The sequence below is a fragment of the Parafrankia sp. EAN1pec genome (genome assembly GCF_000018005.1).
Taxonomy (GTDB): domain Bacteria; phylum Actinomycetota; class Actinomycetes; order Frankiales; family Frankiaceae; genus Parafrankia; species Parafrankia soli.
In genome coordinates this window covers 6,657,914-6,675,440 of record NC_009921.1, presented here as the reverse complement: position 1 = coordinate 6,675,440, position 17,527 = coordinate 6,657,914, and the positions used below count along the sequence as shown (strand labels likewise).

Below are 17,527 nucleotides of genomic sequence, written 5' to 3'. Positions count from 1 at the left end.
CCCGTAGTCGACTCACTGCCAGGATGCGCTCCTGTGCGACGCGCTCCTGCCGAAGGCACCGGCCACGATCCACGCCCCGAAGGTAGCGGGCCGGACGGCCCTTCGTGGGTGCCGTCACAAGGTGTTAACCGAACTGCCGGCGTGTCGCGTGCGTTCCGGACCCGCGCGTCGCGTCGGCACGTAGGTGCCGCCGCCGCCGTTGTGAGAGGCGGCGGCGGCACCCAACTAGCTACCAACGGACAATCTCAGGCCGCCACGGCGTGGGTGTGCGTCGTGTCGAAGGCCGGTTCCAGCGCCAGCTCAAGCACTTCGCGGACGTCCGCAACCAGGTGCACGGTCAGCGCCTCGCGGACCGCTGCCGGGACGTCGTCAAGGTCCGGGCCGTTGCGCGCCGGCAGGAGCACCGTTGCGATGCCGGCGCGGTGCGCGGCGAGCAACTTCTGCTTGACCCCACCTATGGGTAGCACCCGACCGGTCAGCGAGACCTCGCCGGTCATCGCCACGTCCGCGCGCACCGGGCGCCCGGAGAGCAGGGATGCCAGCGCGGTGGTCATCGTGACCCCGGCGCTCGGCCCGTCCTTGGGCACCGCGCCCGCCGGGACGTGGATGTGCACCCCGCGGTCACGCAGGTCGCCGACCGGCAGTTCGAGCTCCACCCCGCGCGAGCGCAGGTAGGACAGCGCGATCTGCGCCGACTCCTTCATGACGTCGCCGAGCTGCCCGGTCAGCGTCACTCCGCTGGCCCCGGTCTCCGGGTCGGCCAGTGACGCCTCGACGAACAGGACGTCCCCGCCGGCCCCTGTGACCGCGAGCCCGGTCGCCACCCCCGGCAGCGCGGTGCGCTCCGCCGACTCCGGGGTGTGCCGCGGCCGTCCGAGGTATCCGGCCAGATCGCCGGCGCCGATCGTGACCGGCAGGGCGGTCTCGTCCAGTGCGACCTTCGCGACGACCTTGCGCAGCACCCGGGCGGTCGCCCGCTCCAGGTCACGCACGCCGGCCTCGCGGGTGTACTCGCCGGCCAGCAGCCGCAGCGCCGCGTCGTCCACGGTGACGTCGTCGGGGGTCAGCCCGGCCCGCTCGAGCTGGCGCGGGAGCAGGTGGTCGCGGGCGATGGTGACCTTCTCCTCCTCGGTGTAGCCGTCGAGCAGGATCAGCTCCATCCGGTCCAGCAGCGGCGCCGGGATGGACTCCAGCACGTTCGCGGTGGCCAGGAACAACACGTCCGACAGGTCGAGCTCGACCTCCAGGTAGTGGTCGCGGAAGGTGTGGTTCTGCGCCGGGTCCAGCACCTCGAGCAGCGCCGCCGTCGGGTCCCCGCGGTAGTCGGAGCCGACCTTGTCGACCTCGTCGAGCAGGATCACCGGGTTCATCGAGCCGGCCTCGCGGATCGCCCGCACGATGCGACCGGGCTGCGCACCGACGTAGGTGCGCCGGTGGCCGCGGATCTCCGCCTCGTCGCGGACGCCGCCGAGCGCCACCCGGGCGAACCGGCGGCCCATGGCGCGGGCCACGGACTCGCCCAGCGAGGTCTTGCCGACCCCGGGCGGCCCGGCAAGCGCGAGCACCGCGCCGCTGCGGCGCCCACCGACGACCCCGAGCCCGGCGTCGGCCCGCCGGCGGCGGACCGCCAGGTACTCGACGATCCGGTCCTTGACGTCGCTGAGCCCGGCGTGGTCGGCGTCCAGCACGGCCCGCGCCGAGGCGATGTCGTAGGTGTCCTCGGCGTGCTCGTTCCACGGCAGCTCCAGGACGGTGTCCAGCCAGGTGCGGATCCAACCGACCTCGGGGGAGGACTCGGCCGTCCGCTCCAGCTTGTCGACCTCCTTGAGCGCCGCGGCGCGGACCTTCTCCGGCAGGTCGGCGGCCTCGACCCGGGCCCGGTAGTCCTCCTGTTCGGAGGACGCGGGTGACCCGTCCAGCTCGGCCAGTTCCTTGCGGACGGCCTCCAGCTGACGGCGCAGCAGGAACTCCCGCTGCTGGCGGTCGACGCCCTCCTGGACGTCGCGCCGGATGGTCTCGGCCACGTCGACCTCGGCGGCGTGCTCCCGAGTCCACGGGACGAGCAGCTCCAGCCGGGCGGTCACGTCGACGGTGCGCAGCAGCTCCAGCTTCTGCGCGGTCGACAGGTAGGACGAGTAGCCGGCGGTGTCGGCCAGCGTGTCGGGGTTCTCGATCGCCTCGACGGTGTCGGCGACCTGGCCGACCCCGCGGGCGCGCAGCACCCCGGTCACCAGCGTGCGGTACTCGCGGGCGAGCTCGACCAGCCGGGCGGTCGGGCCGTCGGGGTCGCCGGTGGCGCCCGGCGCGCCCGCGGTCGCCGTCGCGCTGATCGTGCCGGTGAAGCCGGCCGGGAGGACCGGCTCGACAGGGGTCGCCTCCGCCCACACGACACCGGCGTCGGCGGCGCCGGGCGGCGTGGGGGCGGTGCCGACCCGGGCGCGGGACACGGCCCGCACGAGCGCGGCCGTCCCGCCGTTCGGCAGCCGGCCGATCTGGTCGACGACGGCGAGGACGCCCATGTCGGCGAGGTCGCCGTCCACCCGGGGGACGAGCAGGATCTCGGCGGTGCGCTGGAAGGAGCGGCTGGAGATGCCCGGCGCCCTGGCGTCGGGTGTGGAGTCGGGCCTGCCGCCGCGGGCCGCGTCCACGGCGGCGCGGGTCCCGGCGTCCGACAGGTCGAGCGGAACCACCATGCCGGGCAGGACGACCGCGTCGTCCAGCGGCAGCAGCGGGAGGAGCCTGGTGTGTGACATGCGGCCTTCATCCCTCGTGTCGAGCGGCTTGGGCCCACTCTCATTGAGCCTGTCGTGCTCAAGGCATCGGAGCGGATCGTTGTTCCCGAACCTGATCGCCCTGGGCGAACGCCGCCGTCTGCGCGAGATGTCAGGAGATGTCACGGGATGTGATGTGCAGGCTGTGATGTGCGGGATGTGAAGGTGCTCGAGGTGTCGGGAAGGGTCGGGCGTCCCGGTGGGTTGAGGGGGGTAGTTGCATCGGCAACTGTTAGGTCGGGTGGGTGCGAGGTCTCGCCCCGTCGACCGGGCAGGGGTCCGATGAGAGGATCTGCCTGGTTCCGTAGGAGGTCACCATGCCAGCCGTCACCGCCGACGCCCTCACGCTGCCGAGGCTGTCCGCGCCGGGTCTCGGCGATGTCGAGCGCCCGGTGAAGAAGGTCGTCACCGCTCCGTCCGGGCTGGAGGGGGAGGGGTTCCCCGTCCGCCGGATGTTCGCCGGGGTGAGCCTGGCCGACCGCGACCCCTTCGTCCACGCCGACCAGATGGGCGAGATCGACTACGCGCCCGGTGAGCCGAAGGGGACGCCGTGGCACCCGCACCGCGGCTTCGAGACCGTCACCTACATGATCGACGGCACCTTCCAGCACCAGGACTCGCACGGCGGCGGCGGCCTGATCGCCAACGGCGCCACCCAGTGGATGACGGCCGGCTCCGGCATCCTGCACATCGAGACCCCGCCCGAGGCACTCGTCGTCAGCGGCGGCCGGTTCCACGGTGTCCAGCTCTGGGTGAACCTGCCGGCGAAGGACAAGTTCAGCGCGCCCCGCTACCAGAGCATCGAAGGGGAGGAGGTCGCGCTGATCGCCTCCCCGGACGGCGGCAGCCTGGTCCGGATCATCGCCGGTGACGTCGGCGGCTTCCGTGGCCCCGGGTCGACCCACACGCCGATCGCGGTGGTGCACACCACGGTCAGCCCCGGCGCGCGGGTCAGCCTGCCCTGGAACCCCGAGTACAACGCGCTGGTCTACGTCCTGGCCGGTCAGGGCACCGTCGGCGCGGGCGACACGCCCGTGCACCTCGGCCAGACGGCCGTGCTGGGCGCGGGGGACCGCATCATCCTCGCGGCGAGCCCGACCCAGGACTCGCACACCCCGAACCTGGAGGTCCTGCTGCTCGGCGGCCGGCCGATCCGCGAGCACGTCGAGGTGTACGGGCCGTTCGTCATGAACACAAAGGACGAGCTCCGCCAGGCGATCGAGGACTTCCAGGCCGGTCGGCTGGGCGTGATCCCGGAGAACGCCCTGATGCCGCACCGCGGGTGAGCCTGCCGCCTCGTGGCTGAGACTGCCGAGAGCCGGGTCTGAGCCGCCCGGCCCGGGACCGACCACGATTTAACCGAGGATGCCGGCGGACCGCACCCGGTCGTTCACATACGGGAACGGCCGTGATGATATCAACCGGTACATCGGGCAATTCGTGGATCATCGGTCGGGCTCCGGCATGGGCGGCACCCGGCAGCAAGGGGGCGGATCATGGTTCGGGAGATCGGCCGGACCGGTCCGGAGCAACAGGGCCCGCGGCGGCGCGACTGGCCGTCGACCACCCTGCTCGGGCGGCTGCCCGAACAGACCCGGGCGGCATTCGTCGGCCTGGGCCCCTACCGTGAGTACGCCAGCGAGGAGATCGTCCTGCGGGAGGGCGACGGCACCAACTTCGTCGTGCTCCTGCTGAACGGGTGGGTCAAGGTCACCGCCTCCACCGAGAACGGCGGCTTCGCCCTGCTCGCCATCCGCCACGGCGGCGACCTCGTCGGCGAGCAGGCCGGCCTGGACGGCGAGCCCCGGTCGGCGACGGTCACCGCGGCCGGGGCGGTGCTGGCGAAGGTGATTCCGCTGGAGGCGTTCCTCGCCTTCCTGCGGTCCCATCCCGACGCGGGCCCTCCTGTGCTGCAGTCCGTCAGCGCCAAGCTGCGCAACGCGACCCGGCGCCGCGTCGAGTTCGGCGGGTGCTCGGTAGCCGTCCGGCTGGCCCGCGTGATCGTCGAGCTCGAACGCGCCTACGGGGCCGACGCGACGGACGGCCCGGGGCGGCGGGTCCAGATCGCCCTCACCCAGCCCGAGCTCGCCGCGCTCGTCGGCGCCGCCGAGCCGACGGTGCACAAGGTACTGCGCGAGCTGCGCCAGCAGGGAGTCGTCGATACCCGCTACCGCTCCATCGTGATCCGCGACGTCGAGGCCCTGTACCGGGCCGCCGGGACGACGCGCCCCCGCTGATCGTCGTCGCTCGGACAATCCCATCGCATGACGATGTGTTCCGTGCCCACAGCGTGAACAGTTGCCTCCGACGGACCGTGACCATCGGAGGCTGTGCGTGAACGAGACGATGCCCGGCATCCGGCGGCTGTGTATCGCCGTCGCCGCATACGACAACGGCCGGGAGGGCCCGCTCCCGGAGGGCTCGCCGGCCTCTCCGCCGCTCGGGGCCGTCCTGGACGAGACCTGCGCGGCGGCCGACGTCCGGTGCGCGCACTGGGTCAACCGGCCGACCGGGGGCGAGCTGGCGGTGTTCCCGCCCGGCATCGACGAAGACCGGGTGGTCTCCGACTTCGTCCGCGAGCTGCGCCGCACCCTGGTGCGGGTGAACGCGGAGTCGGCGCCGCGGCTGCGGCTGCGGGTCGCGCTGCACCAGGGCATCACCCGCGTCGACGAGCAGGGCTACGGGGGGCGCGCGGTGGTGAAGGCGTGCCGGCTGCGCGACGCCGACATCCTCGACCGGGAGCTCGCGGAGCACCCGGAATCGGACCTGGTGCTCATCGTCTCCGGCGAGCTGTTCGACGACGTGACCGGCGACGACGTGACCGGCGACACCGTGACCGGCGACACCGTGACCGGCGATGCAGTGACCGGCGACGACGTTTCGGGCGCTCATCCGCCGGACCTGTGCCGCGCCGACTTCCGGCCGGTGACCCTGGACGTGCCCGAGAGCGGCCAGCGTGCGCTGGCGTGGGTGCTGGCCCCCGCTCCGCCGCCCACCCGCCCGGCCCTCGCCTGGCGGCGCCCGGCCGAGCGCGACACCTCCAGCCGCGCCGGGGCCTAGAACACGGAGCGTGGACGTTCCGTCTCGAGACGGAACGTCCACGCGCCAGTCGGGGGGCGCGGCGCACCGGTTCCGGTGCGCCGCGGTTCCCCCCGGCCCAGTCCGACGTCCGGTGCAGCCCGGTACCTCGGTGTCTGGCCCGGCCCGGCTGGCCGTGTGGGCCGGCGGGCATGCTGGTGCGGTGCTTCGTCATGTCCTCGCGACCCGCTATGCCACGCCCCTGCGGGAGGGCGGCAGTCTTCCCGGCGTCATGGAGGGCGACGACCTCGGAACGTGGGTGGTGAAGTTCACCGGCGCCGGGCAGGGGCCCAAGGCGCTCGTCGCCGAGGTGATCGTCGGCGAGCTCGCGCGCGGCCTGGGCCTGGCCGTGCCCGAGCTGGTCCTCGTCGATGTCGACCCGGATCTCGGCCGAACGGAGCCCGACCAGGAGGTTCAGGACCTGCTCCGGGCGAGCCCCGGCCGCAACCTCGGCATGGACTACCTGCCCGGCTCGATCACCTACGACCCGCTGGCGTTCCCGGTGGAGCCGGCGCTCGCCGCCCGGGTCGTCTGGCTCGACGCGTTCACGCTGAACGTCGACCGCTCCTGGCGGAATCCGAACCTGTTGGTGTGGGGCTCCCGCCTGTGGCTGATCGACCATGGGGCGGCCCTGTACCCGCATCATGACTGGCCGGGCGCCGCGGCGGCGGTCGACCGGCCGCTGCCCGGCTTCGCCGACCACGTCCTGCTCCCCGTGCTGGGCGCGGACGCACCGGAGCTGCTCGCCGCCGCGGACCGGGAGCTCGCACCCGCGGTCACGGCGGACCTGCTGTCCCGGATCGTCGAGCTGGTGCCGGCGGAGTGGACGGACGTGCCCGGCTCGGCCTACGTCGACTGGCTGCTGTCCCGCGTCGAGGGGGACCGTCCCTGGCTGGCGGCGATGCTCACCCCCGCCGAACCGCTCGTCGCCGCCGAGCGGCGTACCGGACGTCCCGACTGGCTGCTGGGAGGCTCCGGTGCCTGATCTGTTCGAGTACGCGATGATCCGCGTCGTGCCGCGAGTCGAACGCGGCGAGTGCGTCAACGTCGGTGTCCTGCTGTGGTGCCAACGGGCCGGCTTCCTCGGCTCGCGGTGCGTCGTCGACCGGGAGCGCCTCGCCAGCCTCGATCCGTTCCTCGACCAGGACGCGGTGTCGGCGAGCCTCGCGGCCCTGCGCCGGGTCTGCGCCGGCGGCCTCGACGCCGGACCGCCTGGCCGGCTCCCCGGCGGGGAACGGTTCCGCTGGTTGACGGCCCCGCGCAGCACCGTGGTGCAGACGTCGGCCGTCCACACCGGTTTCACCGACGACCCCGCCGCCGAGCTGGACCGGCTGGTCGAGCTGCTCGTCGCCCGCCCCGGTCCGCCGCGGGGCTGAGGCGACGTCGCTCGCGGGCCCCCCACGTGCCCGCGAGCGACGCGCCGGTCAGGGCCGGCCGCGGACACGCCTCCCGGCGCGAAAGGTCGCCGGGAGGCGTGTCCGCGCCACTGGGCGCGGACCGTCGTCCGGCCGGTCGGCCGGGAGGCCCCGCCCCGTCACCGGTCAGTTCTAAGGGCTGCTCCACAGATCGGTGTAGCGCTGGGCGGAGGCGTTGTTGATGAACAGGCAGGACGGCCCGGTCGGCCGGTACAGGTTGGACCCGACATTCGGCGGCTCGCAGGTGCTGTAGTAGTTCTCGTAGAACATTCCCTGTCCAGCGCGCGCATTCATCCAGTCGCGCATGAACTGGATGAAGTTCGGGTTGTCCCCGGCACCGTTCTCGTTACGTCCGCTCACGACCCCCCATTCACCGACACCGAACAACTTGTTGTGGGCGCGGGCGAAGTTGTACAGCCAGGTGATGCCCCCGACCGCGTTCGCCTGGTTGTTGAACTCGGCGAGGGTACGGGACGGCGGGTAGTGGTCGTAGGCGTCGATGCCCACGATGTCCACCCAGGCGTCGCCCGGGTACAGGTCGAGCGGGTTATGGCTCGCGGGGTTCTGCGAGTAGTGCGCGTTGATGGTCCAGTCGAGCAGCGGGTCAGGCTCGGCCGTGGAGTTGATGGCGTCGGCGATCCGCCGCCAACAGCCCACATAGGCGGACGGGTTGCTACCCGACCACTGGTACCAGTTCCCGTTCGCCTCCCACGCGATACGGATAATCGAGTTCTGCCGTCCGGTGGAGTTCAGTGTCTGGCCGAACGTGCGCCACTGCGAGTCGTAGGCACCCGATGCGCAGGCGGTGAGTGTGCTCCCCGAGTTCTCGGGGAAGGGAGGCACCGAGATGACGAGGCGGCCCGGCCATCCGGCGAAGTTCGCCTGGGTCCAGGACGGCTGCACGATGTTCTGCCAGTTGTTACGGGAGACGAAGACATGAGCGAGGTCGCAGGGACTGCCCCGGCGCTCGCAGAACGTGTCCACGTTCGCCGAGTTCTGGATCGGATCTCCGTTCGCCCCGGAGAGCCACGGCTGACCCGACCGGTTCCCCGGATCCCCTCCGCCCTGCTCGACGAACACCTGGGCCCGGTCGAAGGCGACCCGAACACCACTGGAAGCCGGGTTGCGCCAGCCGATGTTGACGATCACCGCGGTGTGGATCCCGGGATTGAGCAACCCGGACTGGTAGATGCGGCTCACCGCACCGGCCGCCGCGTAGGTGTCGACGGCGGTCGGTGTCCCGCCATCGACACTGATCGTCGCGACGCCCCCGGACGGGCCCAGGACGCCGTAGACGTCAACCTGTGTCCCGGAGAACCGGAGCACCGCGCCGCTCGACGGCTGGACCGACTCCCGGTAACTATTGTTGGGCGTGGCCGGGCCGCACCGCGTGCACGCCGACCAGTCGCCGAAGTAGCTGACCTGGGAGACCCCCGAACCGATCGCCGTGTCCTCGATGAGGGCTCCCGGCACCGGCAAGGCCTCCGCGCCGCTGCCGGCGATCGTCGTCCCGGCCAACAGGGTCGGCGCGAGGACGGCGAGACGCAGCATCGTCGATCGCAGGTAGGACCGCCGACGACCGGTCGGTGCGCGGACGATGCGATGGCCGCGCGCGCTGTCCACGCCGCCGCCCTGCCGCCCCGAGGTACCGCCGCCCGGCTGATCCAGGTGCCCGGCGGGCGGCCCGCCGATACGTGGTTCCATATCGCTCGGTCCCACGGGCTGGGCTCGGGTCCGGGCCCGGCTTCGCCAGAGCGTGGGACGCCTGTGGCGACCGCGTTGCGCATGTTTCGGGTTGCGTTCGCCGGAGTTGGCAGCCTCCTGAGGCGATGCTCCCCGATCCGAAGTGATTTCCTGTGGCACCCCCGCGCCTCATCCCTTCGTCAGGGCCCGTGGTCGGCAAGCTCGTCGACCAGAGCCGCTCGTAGCCGATGACGCGGTGATGCTATACGGAGGGTGAGATGAAATTACTCTCGGTAACTTTTCGACCGGAGATTCGGGGTGCCGTACCGGACATGCCCCCGCCGAGCCCGACACCCGCCCCGACACCCCACGGAGGCCCGGGCCCGGGCCCCGGCCCCGGGCCACGCCGGCCCCAGCTCCCACCCCCGCTGCCCGACCTCCGGGGCACCGACCGACCTCCGGGCCAGTGACCGTCGGTCACAGCTCGGACGGGGAGCCCTGTGCGGCGGGAGCGGTGGAGGTCCCGGGGGCGGTGCCCGAGGCGATCCGGGCAGCGGCGCGGGCGCGGACCAGCGAGACGATCATGTCGGCGGCCAGGAGGAGGACCGTGAGCCAGGAGATCATGGCGACTCGGTCGAACGCGGCCACCCAGGAGCCGTTGGCTGGCAGGTCGTGCCGGGCCTGCACCTGGAGGACGTAGAGCGCGCTGAGAGCCAGGCACGCGGCGGGGGCGACGCGCAGCAGCGGCCGGGCGCGGGGGATCCGCAGCGCGGCGGCGGTCAGCACGGCAACCACGAGTCCCGCCAGCGGGGCGACCAGCACCACGCTCGCCGCCCCGGTGGCCAGGGCCGTGAGCAGCGTCGACCGGCCCGACACCCGGAGGGCCGGGCCCGGCCCGGCCCGCCAGGGATCCGCCGTCGGCAGATCAGCCCGGCCTGGACCCGCGGTGCCCGCTCGGGCGACTCCGCCGGTGCCGGTGCCCGCGGGGATGTACTGGTAGCCGACGAGATGGCGCCAGCTCCGGCCGCGGCGGCGCTGGTACGCCCCAACCAGCAGGATCGCCAGGCTCAGGATGCCCGTCACCACCGACAGTTTCAGCGCGATGCCGACGATGTGCTGCGGTGCCCAGTCGAGGAGGACGGTGAAGCTCCCGGCGCTCGGGTCGATCCGCCAGCCGTTCGCGTATCCGTCGACCAGGTGGGATTCGCCGAGGTCCTGGCCGTTGACGCGGGCCGTCCAGCCGGGGGAGCGGCTTTCGCCCAGCACGAGCCAGAACGGTTTGCCCGGGGTCGCGGCGCTGACATCCACGCGGAACGAGGTGTCGCTGGTCGCCTCGACCTTCACGGTCGGTGCGGTCCCGCCCACGCTGCCGCTCGTGGCGGCCGCGGCCACACCGGTGCCACCCGCGCCGGTGCCGGCCGAGCCCGGAACGGCGGCAGTCCCGGGGCCCGCCCCGGTGGCGTCGAGCCAGGCTCCGCCGCCGGCGTCGGAGGCCAGCAGCAGCCGGTCGACGTCGATCCCGGTCAGCGCGCCGTTGGAGGTGCGCACCACGTGGTCACCCGCGTTGAGGGTGACCGGTGTCCCGCAGGCCCGCACCGTCAGTCCGGCGCGGCCGGCTGCGTCCTTGATGCTTCCGGTGACCTGGATCCCGACCGGTGCGCCGTCGATGGTCAGCAGGTCGGTGCGGCAGGGGGCGGGAATGTCCGCGGTACCGGTCGCCGCCGTCCCGGTGGTCCCGGGAACCGCGGTGATCGTCAGGCCGGCTGCGGCTCCGGTGACAGCGCCGGTGTCGGCACCGGTGGCCGTGGCGGTGGCGGGTGAGCCGGCGGTGCCGGGAGCGGTGGTCGCGGCCGAGCCGCGGCCCGTTCCGCCGGCGGTGCCGTCCAGGCCCGGTACGACGACCTCGGCGATGCCGACCGGCAGGTCCATCACCGCGCCGCTGATCGTGTCGACGCTGGTGACGGTGCGGACGTCGTCCACGACCAGCCGGATGGCGCTGCCGGTGACCGCGGGGAAGGTGAGGCTGACGTTCTGGGCGGCGTTGCGGGTCTGCGAGCTGACCGGCGTGTCGGCGACCGGTGGGACGGCGACCGCGCCGACCCGACGCCCGTCCACCATGATGCCGATCTTCGTGGGTACGGAGTGCCGCCCGTCGGTGACGAGGGCGAGGTTCATCGAGGAGAACGTGACCGGGGTCGGCGAGGTCACCTGGAGCCAGGAGCCGATCTGGTCGCCGATGCCGGGGCTCCACGCCGTGGTGGTGTCGCCGTCGAACGCGCTCGACCCGCGTGCGGCGAGCGCGCCGGGCAGCCGGCCGGAGGAGGTGACCGTCGGCGCGGCTCCGGCCCGGCCGAGGGTCGCGTCCACGAGCTGGTCGGAGGCGTAGGCGGAGATCCGGGCGGTGCCGGTGAGCGCGAACGTGCGCGCCGTGGGCAGCGTGAACGAGCGTGCCATCGTCGGCTCGGGGTCGCGGCGGAACGGCTCGGCGGGGTTCGCCCGGTCGCGGGACATCTGCAGGCTCAGCCGGTGGTCGAGGGAGGAGGCGCCGGCGGCGTCGAGGGTGTCGGTGGGCAGGCGCAGCACCTCCTCCGCGGTCAGCGGCTTCCCGTTGGTGCCGGGGATCTCCACCTCGGCGAAGCCGACGGCGGACAGCCCGTCGTAGGTCCGCCGCACCCCGAAGTTCGTGGCATCGACGTGGATGCGCAGTGTGGTGAACGTCCGGGACGGGAAGGTGATCGTCTGGCCGGCCTGGGTGCGGGAGGAGTCCCGCAGGTCGACGGTGACCGGAGAGCCGCCGTCGAAGGTCAGGGTCGCCCTGGTGATCCACCGGTTGCGCGGGCCGTTGAGCGGCTGGACGACGCGGATGTGGTCGGTGGTCGTCGGCTTCGCCAGGTCGACCTGCCAGGCGGCGCCCGCCGGGTCGGTGAACGCGCCGACCCGCCAGGCCGAGTCCAGGCTGCCGTCGACGCCGAGCACCGGGCGGTCGGAGACCCCGTAGGAGAAGGTGTTGCCGTAATCGGTGGCCCGCACGTCCGCGACCTGGGCCTCCGAGCCCGGTGCGTGCATCTGGGTGACGGTCTGCGCCGAGTGGCCGGCGTCGGGGAAGAGCACCAGCCGGTTGTCGTTGGCGTCCTTCGCCAGCGGGGTGACGCCGGGCTGCTCGACGTAGCCGAAGTTCTCCCGGATGCCCGTCCAGCGCTCGGCGCGCAGCCGGTTGGTGTCGCTGACCAGCAGCTCGGCGCCGTCGTCCAGGGCCTGGCGCAGCCGCTGCGGGTCGCTGGCGAGGTCACCGGCGTAGAGGATGGTGCGGCCGTCGTTGAGCACCGCGTCGAGCTGGCCGGTGGCCGCCGCGTCGACGAGGGCCTCCCCGTTGCCGCTGACCAGCAGCGGGGCGTCGGTGCGCTCGGCACGCACGATCGGGTGCGGGTCGTCGACGGGGAAGTCGGCGAGGGCCGGCGGGTCGATGACGTCGGCGTTGGTGCCCAGGGTGATCTCGTCGGTGTAGGGGATGCCCGGGTCCTCCAGCACCGGAGGTCCGAACGTGCGCGGCTCGGCCAGCCCGGCGGGGCGCTGGTTGGCCACGAGGTCCCAGGTCGCGCGCGGGCGCGGGGTCCGGAACCGCTCGTAGGCCAGGTTGCTGCGCAGCACGACGTCGCCGGCGCTCATCAGCCGGGCGATGTCGGGGATCGAAGCCGGGTCGAGCACGCCCTCCTGCATCCGCCGGTCCAGCGAGCGCAGCAGGTCCACGGAGCCGGCGTCGCCGTAGGGGATGAGTTCGCGGACCACGGACGGCCGGTCCATCAGCCCGGACATGACCGGGTCGAGCGTCGTGCCCCAGCGGTAGTGCGCGAAGTCGGCGCCGGGCAGCTCCAGCACCCGGGTCTGTTCCCCGGTCGCGTCGGGGGCGACGGCGTCCAGCGCGCTGGCGAGCTCCTGCTCGTAGCCGGGGATGTCCTCGGGCCGGTCCAGCAGCGGCTCGATGAAGTGCCCGCGGAACAGCGGTGACATGTTCAGCACGAGCAGCAGCGCCACCCCGCCGAACGCCAGCGTCGGCACCGTGCGCCCGCGCAGCCGTAGAGCACCGGCCGCGGGCCGCGGGGTATCGGTCGTGGACGACGCGCCGGCCCGGGCCTGTGCGCGGCGGGCCGCGTACCGCTGGTCCAGGACGGCGAGCCCACCGGCGAGCAGCACCGAGAGCCCCAGGACGACCATCGGGACGGCACGCGGCAGCGACCGCAGCGCCAGGCCCGCGGTGGAGCCCTCGGCGAAGTCGCGGAACACCCGGCCCAGCGGGGACGGGTGGTCGTACGGGTAGACGCCGACCGCGATCGTCGTGCCCAGCGCGATCAGCGCCACGAAGTACGCGCGCTGGCCCCACCGCAGGCAGGACGCGGCGACCAGGGCCAGGATCGGCACCGCGAAGCTGATCGCGATGATCACCAGGCTGCCGGTGTAGTCCTTGGCCGGGCCGATCCACAGGCCGAGCGCGTCCTCGCCGTAGAAGAACCAGTTACCCAGGCCGCGCAGCACCTCGGACGCCTGCGAGCTGCTCGCCACGGTCTTCACCGTCTCGGTGAAGGCGAGCACGTTCAGCCCGTAGCCGGCCTGGGTGTACAGACCGGCCATCCACCAGGCGGACGTCACGACGACCAGCGCGACCGCCCGCCCGCACAGGGTCAGGGCGGTGCCGAGACGGACCTCCCGGGTGCCCCACACCGCGAACGGCACCCACAGCAGCGGAGCGAACAGGATGAAGATCAGGCTGGACGCGTTGATGCTGCCGATCAGGGTGACCATCAGCGCGAACGCCGCCGGCCAGCGCCAGCCCGAGCGCCAGCGCACCAGGCGCGGGGTGTCCGCGGCGCGGGAGCGGTCGTCCGCGCCGGCTTCGCGCAGCCCCCGCACGGTGATGCCGATCAGCCAGCCCAGGCCCGCGTACGGCAGCAGGATGGCCGAGATCCGCGCCTCGTACTCCAGCGTGTACGGGGTGAGCATGTACCCGAGGGCCGCGATGAACGCGTAGCGGTTCGCCCAGCCGAACGTGCGCAGCAGGAACAGCACGCCGGCGCCCGCGCCGAACAGGATCGAGCCCGTCCACAGCCGCTGCGCCACCCAGTCGGGCAGCCCGGCGAGCTGGGCGAGCCAGTAGAACGCGCCCTGCGGGAACAGGTAGCCGATGTTCTGGTGGGTGACGGTCCCCATGCCGACGTCGGGGTCCCACATCGACACCGCGCGGGCCAGCATCCGGCCCGGGTCGAGGTAGAGGTAGGCCTTCGTGTCGGCGCCGATCCGCCCCGGCGCCGTCGCCAGCAGCGGGATGTAGGCCAGCGCGGCGAGTACCAGCGCGGGCCAGGACGGCAGCAGCCGGCGGACCCGGCCGAGCCGCCCCTGCCGGCGCGGGTGATCGGAGGGCGGCGCGCCGCCGGGGCCCGTCGTGGCGCCCGGGGCCGGCCCGTCGGGATGGGCGGCTCCGGACGCCGGAGCGGTCAAGGTCACCGGGGCGCGCCCGAGCGCGAGCTCGGGGCGGGGCGGCGGACGAGCCGGCGGCGGGCGGCCTCGTTGACCAGCGCGAGGTAGGTCGAGCGGGCGGTGTGCTCCCAGGTGAACGTCGCCGCGTGCGCGAGCGCGCCGGCGGAGAGCCGGGCCCGCAGCTCGGGGTCGGACAGCACGCCGGCCAGGGTCTTGCCCAGGTCGTTCGGGTCCTCGACCAGCAGGCCGGACACGCCGTCCGCGACGGCGTCGGTGTGCCCGGCGATCTTCGTCGCGACGGACGGCGTCCCGCAGGCGGCCGCCTCGGTGATCGTCATGCCCCAACCCTCTCTGGCGGAGGCCGAGGTGAGCACCCAGGCACGCCGGTAGAGGTCGAGAAGACCCGCGTCGTCCACCCGGCCGACCAGCCGCAGCCAGTCGCCCGCGCCCGCCGCGGCGATGCGCGCCTCGAGCGCCGGGCGCTCGTAGCCCTCGCCGACGATCACGGCCTCCATCGCGGGGTGCTCGTCGTGCGCCCGGATCAGCGAGTCGATCAGCACGTCGAACCGCTTCACCGGCACCAGCCGGCCGACGGCGAGCACCAGCGGGCGTGCGGAGCGCTCCCCGGCGGGGCTGAACGAGGAGTCGATGCCCGGGGGAATCACCGAGATGTTCCCCGCGGGCAGGCCGAGCAGCTCGATGATCTCGTCCCGGGACGACTGGGAGAGGGTGAGGATGCGGGTGCGCCGGTACAGCGGCGGCGCCACCTTGAACTCGATGGTCTCGCCGACCTGGGCCAGCTTGGGGGAGAGCACCATCCGCCACATCGCGCCGTGGACGTGGTGCAGGAACACCACCCGCGGGCAGCGCGCCCAGACGGGGGAGAAGAACGGCATCCCGTTCCAGATCTCGACCAGGCCGTCCCACGGGCCGGTGCGGCCCAGCGCGCCGGACGTCGCCGTCCGCGGGAACACCGAGTACCGGCCGGCCTTGCGGACGATCTGGTAGCCGTTGCGCCGCGTGGTCTCGGGGTGGCCGGGTGCTTCGGCGGTGCGCAGGCTGACGTCGACGCCGGCGGCGGCCCACCGCTCGGCGACCTTGTCGGCGTGCAGTTCGGAGCCACCCGCTTCGGGGTCGTCCAGATCCCGCCAGGCCAGCATGTGGATGCGGCGCATCCCCGAGGTCTCGACGAGCTCCGCCAGTGTGGGCTGCGCGGGCAGCGCGTCGGCGAGGCCGGCCAGCAGCCGCTCGGACGTCGCCGACGGGACGAACTGCTCGGTCAGCCCGGGCATCCCGGTGCCGACGAGGGGCACCTGCCCGGCGGCGGACGGCGGTGCCGGCAGCGGCGGAATGGTCGTGGGGCGCAGTGAGCCCTCCGGCAGCGTGCTCACGCGCGGGCCGTCCGGCGGGCGGCGGCGAGCACCATCAGCCCGGTGACGACGGCGAGCACGGCCTGGCAGCCGAAGTTCGCCCGCGCGGTCGACACGGGGGAGCCCTGCGCCCAGGCCATGAGGGCGACGGCGGTGCCGGTCGCGACGGCGAGCACGGCCAGCACGGCACGCTTGCCGAGAGCCAGCAGATAGTGGGAGAACAACACGGTCGCTCCGAGACAGGTCATAGCTCCGGCCAGCGGGAGGAGAGCGCCGGAGGCACTGGTGAAACGCGGCCCGAAAGCCAGCGACAGCAGTGTGTCGGGTGCGATCGCCGCTACGGTGAGCAGCCCCACCGCGGGCACCGCGAGTATCGCCAGCGTCGCACCGAGCTGATGCAGCGCATGCTGCCCGAGATGGTTGCGGTCCGCGGCCTCGGGCAGGAGGAACCCGGCCAGGACGATCGCGGCCAGCACGATCACCTTCGCCGCCACGGAGACGGCCGCGTAGGAGCCCGACTCGTCCGGGGCGAGCCGGCCCTGCAGCAGCACATCGATGTTCTGCAGCACACCGAGGAACGCCAGTGTCACCAGCGCGGCGCCGACCTCGATGGCGAGCCGCCGCGGCTCCGCGGTGGCCGCCGGCCCGGCGACCGGCAGCGGCAGCGTCGTCGCCCCGGTGTCGGCGTCGCCACGCCCCGCCGCCGGATGCGATCCCAACCGGCCGCCGGTGAGCCGGCGCTGGCGGGCCGGCGGTGCCGGGAGCTGGGTGGGGGCCGGGAGCTGGGTGGGGGCCGGCGGCGCTTGGGCCTGGGGGCGGGTCGGGTCGGCCTGCATGATCGCCGACGGGTGCCGGCGCAGGCTGTAACGGGTGTGCGCGAGTGCGGCGAGTACCCCGAGCAGCACGGCGATGGCCGCGCCGGCCTCGTCCAGTCCGGCCAGGACCAGCGCGATCGTCGAGCCGCTCTTGACCGCCGCGTCCACCAGCAGGTTCGCGGCGAGCGACGGGTAAAGCCGCCCGCACTGCATCAGCCCGCGGTCGACGCACAGCAGGCACCAGGCCGCTCCGGCGATGATGATCTCGGCGACCCCGCCGGCTCCGGGCAGCGAGAGCTCGCGGGCGACGAACCCGCGCGCGATGATCGCCAGGACGGCGACGGCGAGGACCATGATGACGCCGGCCCGGCGGACCCGGCCGATCCACTCGTCGATCAGGTCGGCCTGGCCGGTGTGCTGCCAGTTCGTGATCCGCCGGACGACACCGACGAGCAGGGCGCTGCCCGGCATCGAGACGACGAAGAAGATCGCGAAAAGCTGCGCGACGGCGCCGTAGGAGCGGGTGCTCATGGCCCGCGCGATGACCAGGGTGACCCCGAGGTTGGCCGCGTTGGCGATCAGCCCGGCGAGGGCGAGGGGGATCGCGCCCCGCATGGCCGCCCGGATCCGGTCGCTCTGGCCGCGCAGCCGCTCGGGCGCGAGGCCGGCGAGCCCGGGGAAGGCCGCGAGGCTCGGGTGCTGCCGACGCGGCTGTGTCGCCTGCCCGGGAATCACCGCCGGACCGGGCACTCCCCGCGTGCCGGGCGGCGGCTCCTCCTGCAGCCCCTGGCCCGCTACCTGCGCCGACCCGAGCGGCTGGGACGGTGCCAGCGCGGAATCCCGCCGGCCCGAACGGTGCCGCCCGCGCACCTGCGGGGGAAGAGACTCGGTGGCTGGACCTTGGTTCATCGGTTGTCCCCCGGAGT

Annotated in this window: 10 protein-coding genes; 5 read left to right on the top strand and 5 right to left on the bottom strand. The window is 73.4% G+C overall.

The features are described 5' to 3' along the window. Positions 1–245: 245 nt before the first annotated feature. Complete coding sequence (gene lon / locus FRANEAN1_RS27170; RefSeq protein ID WP_020462971.1) at positions 246–2,753, bottom strand: endopeptidase La; 2,508 nt, start codon at positions 2,751–2,753, stop codon at positions 246–248. Between the two features lie 335 nt (positions 2,754–3,088). Between lon and FRANEAN1_RS27165 the strand changes: the two genes are divergently transcribed. The 5 genes from FRANEAN1_RS27165 (at position 3,089) to FRANEAN1_RS27145 (ending at position 7,225) form a co-directional block, all read left to right on the top strand. After that, complete coding sequence (locus FRANEAN1_RS27165; protein ID WP_020462970.1) at positions 3,089–4,057, top strand: pirin family protein; 969 nt, start codon at positions 3,089–3,091, stop codon at positions 4,055–4,057. 210 nt (positions 4,058–4,267) lie between these two features. Then, complete coding sequence (locus FRANEAN1_RS27160) at positions 4,268–5,008, top strand: Crp/Fnr family transcriptional regulator (RefSeq protein ID WP_020462969.1); 741 nt, start codon at positions 4,268–4,270, stop codon at positions 5,006–5,008. 97 nt (positions 5,009–5,105) lie between these two features. Then, on the top strand, positions 5,106–5,831 hold the full coding sequence (locus FRANEAN1_RS27155; RefSeq protein WP_020462968.1) for a hypothetical protein: 726 nt from the start codon (positions 5,106–5,108) through the stop codon (positions 5,829–5,831). A 181-nt stretch (positions 5,832–6,012) separates the two neighbouring features. Further along, the gene (locus FRANEAN1_RS27150) at positions 6,013–6,834 is read left to right on the top strand and encodes a HipA family kinase (protein WP_020462967.1); all 822 of its coding nucleotides are present in this window, start codon (positions 6,013–6,015) and stop codon (positions 6,832–6,834) included. Next, complete coding sequence (locus FRANEAN1_RS27145) at positions 6,827–7,225, top strand: DUF3037 domain-containing protein (protein ID WP_020462966.1); 399 nt, start codon at positions 6,827–6,829, stop codon at positions 7,223–7,225. Before FRANEAN1_RS27150 ends, FRANEAN1_RS27145 begins: the two co-directional genes overlap by 8 nt. Positions 7,226–7,396: 171 nt before the next feature. Here the strand turns inward: FRANEAN1_RS27145 and FRANEAN1_RS27140 are convergent, their stop codons facing one another. From FRANEAN1_RS27140 to FRANEAN1_RS27125, 4 genes are all read right to left on the bottom strand, one after another. Continuing rightward, positions 7,397–8,968: a glycosyl hydrolase gene (locus FRANEAN1_RS27140; RefSeq protein WP_347176780.1), complete on the bottom strand. Its 1,572-nt coding sequence runs from the start codon at positions 8,966–8,968 to the stop codon at positions 7,397–7,399. Between the two features lie 456 nt (positions 8,969–9,424). Then, positions 9,425–14,443: an alpha-(1->3)-arabinofuranosyltransferase family protein gene (locus FRANEAN1_RS27135; RefSeq protein ID WP_020462964.1), complete on the bottom strand. Its 5,019-nt coding sequence runs from the start codon at positions 14,441–14,443 to the stop codon at positions 9,425–9,427. Continuing rightward, positions 14,440–15,807, bottom strand: coding sequence for a glycosyltransferase family 4 protein (locus tag FRANEAN1_RS27130; RefSeq protein ID WP_020462963.1), 1,368 nt, complete (start codon positions 15,805–15,807; stop codon positions 14,440–14,442). The genes FRANEAN1_RS27135 and FRANEAN1_RS27130 overlap by 4 nt, the downstream gene beginning before the upstream one ends. After that, positions 15,804–17,510, bottom strand: coding sequence for a hypothetical protein (locus FRANEAN1_RS27125; protein ID WP_020462962.1), 1,707 nt, complete (start codon positions 17,508–17,510; stop codon positions 15,804–15,806). Before FRANEAN1_RS27125 ends, FRANEAN1_RS27130 begins: the two co-directional genes overlap by 4 nt. Between the last annotated feature and the right edge of the window lie 17 nt (positions 17,511–17,527).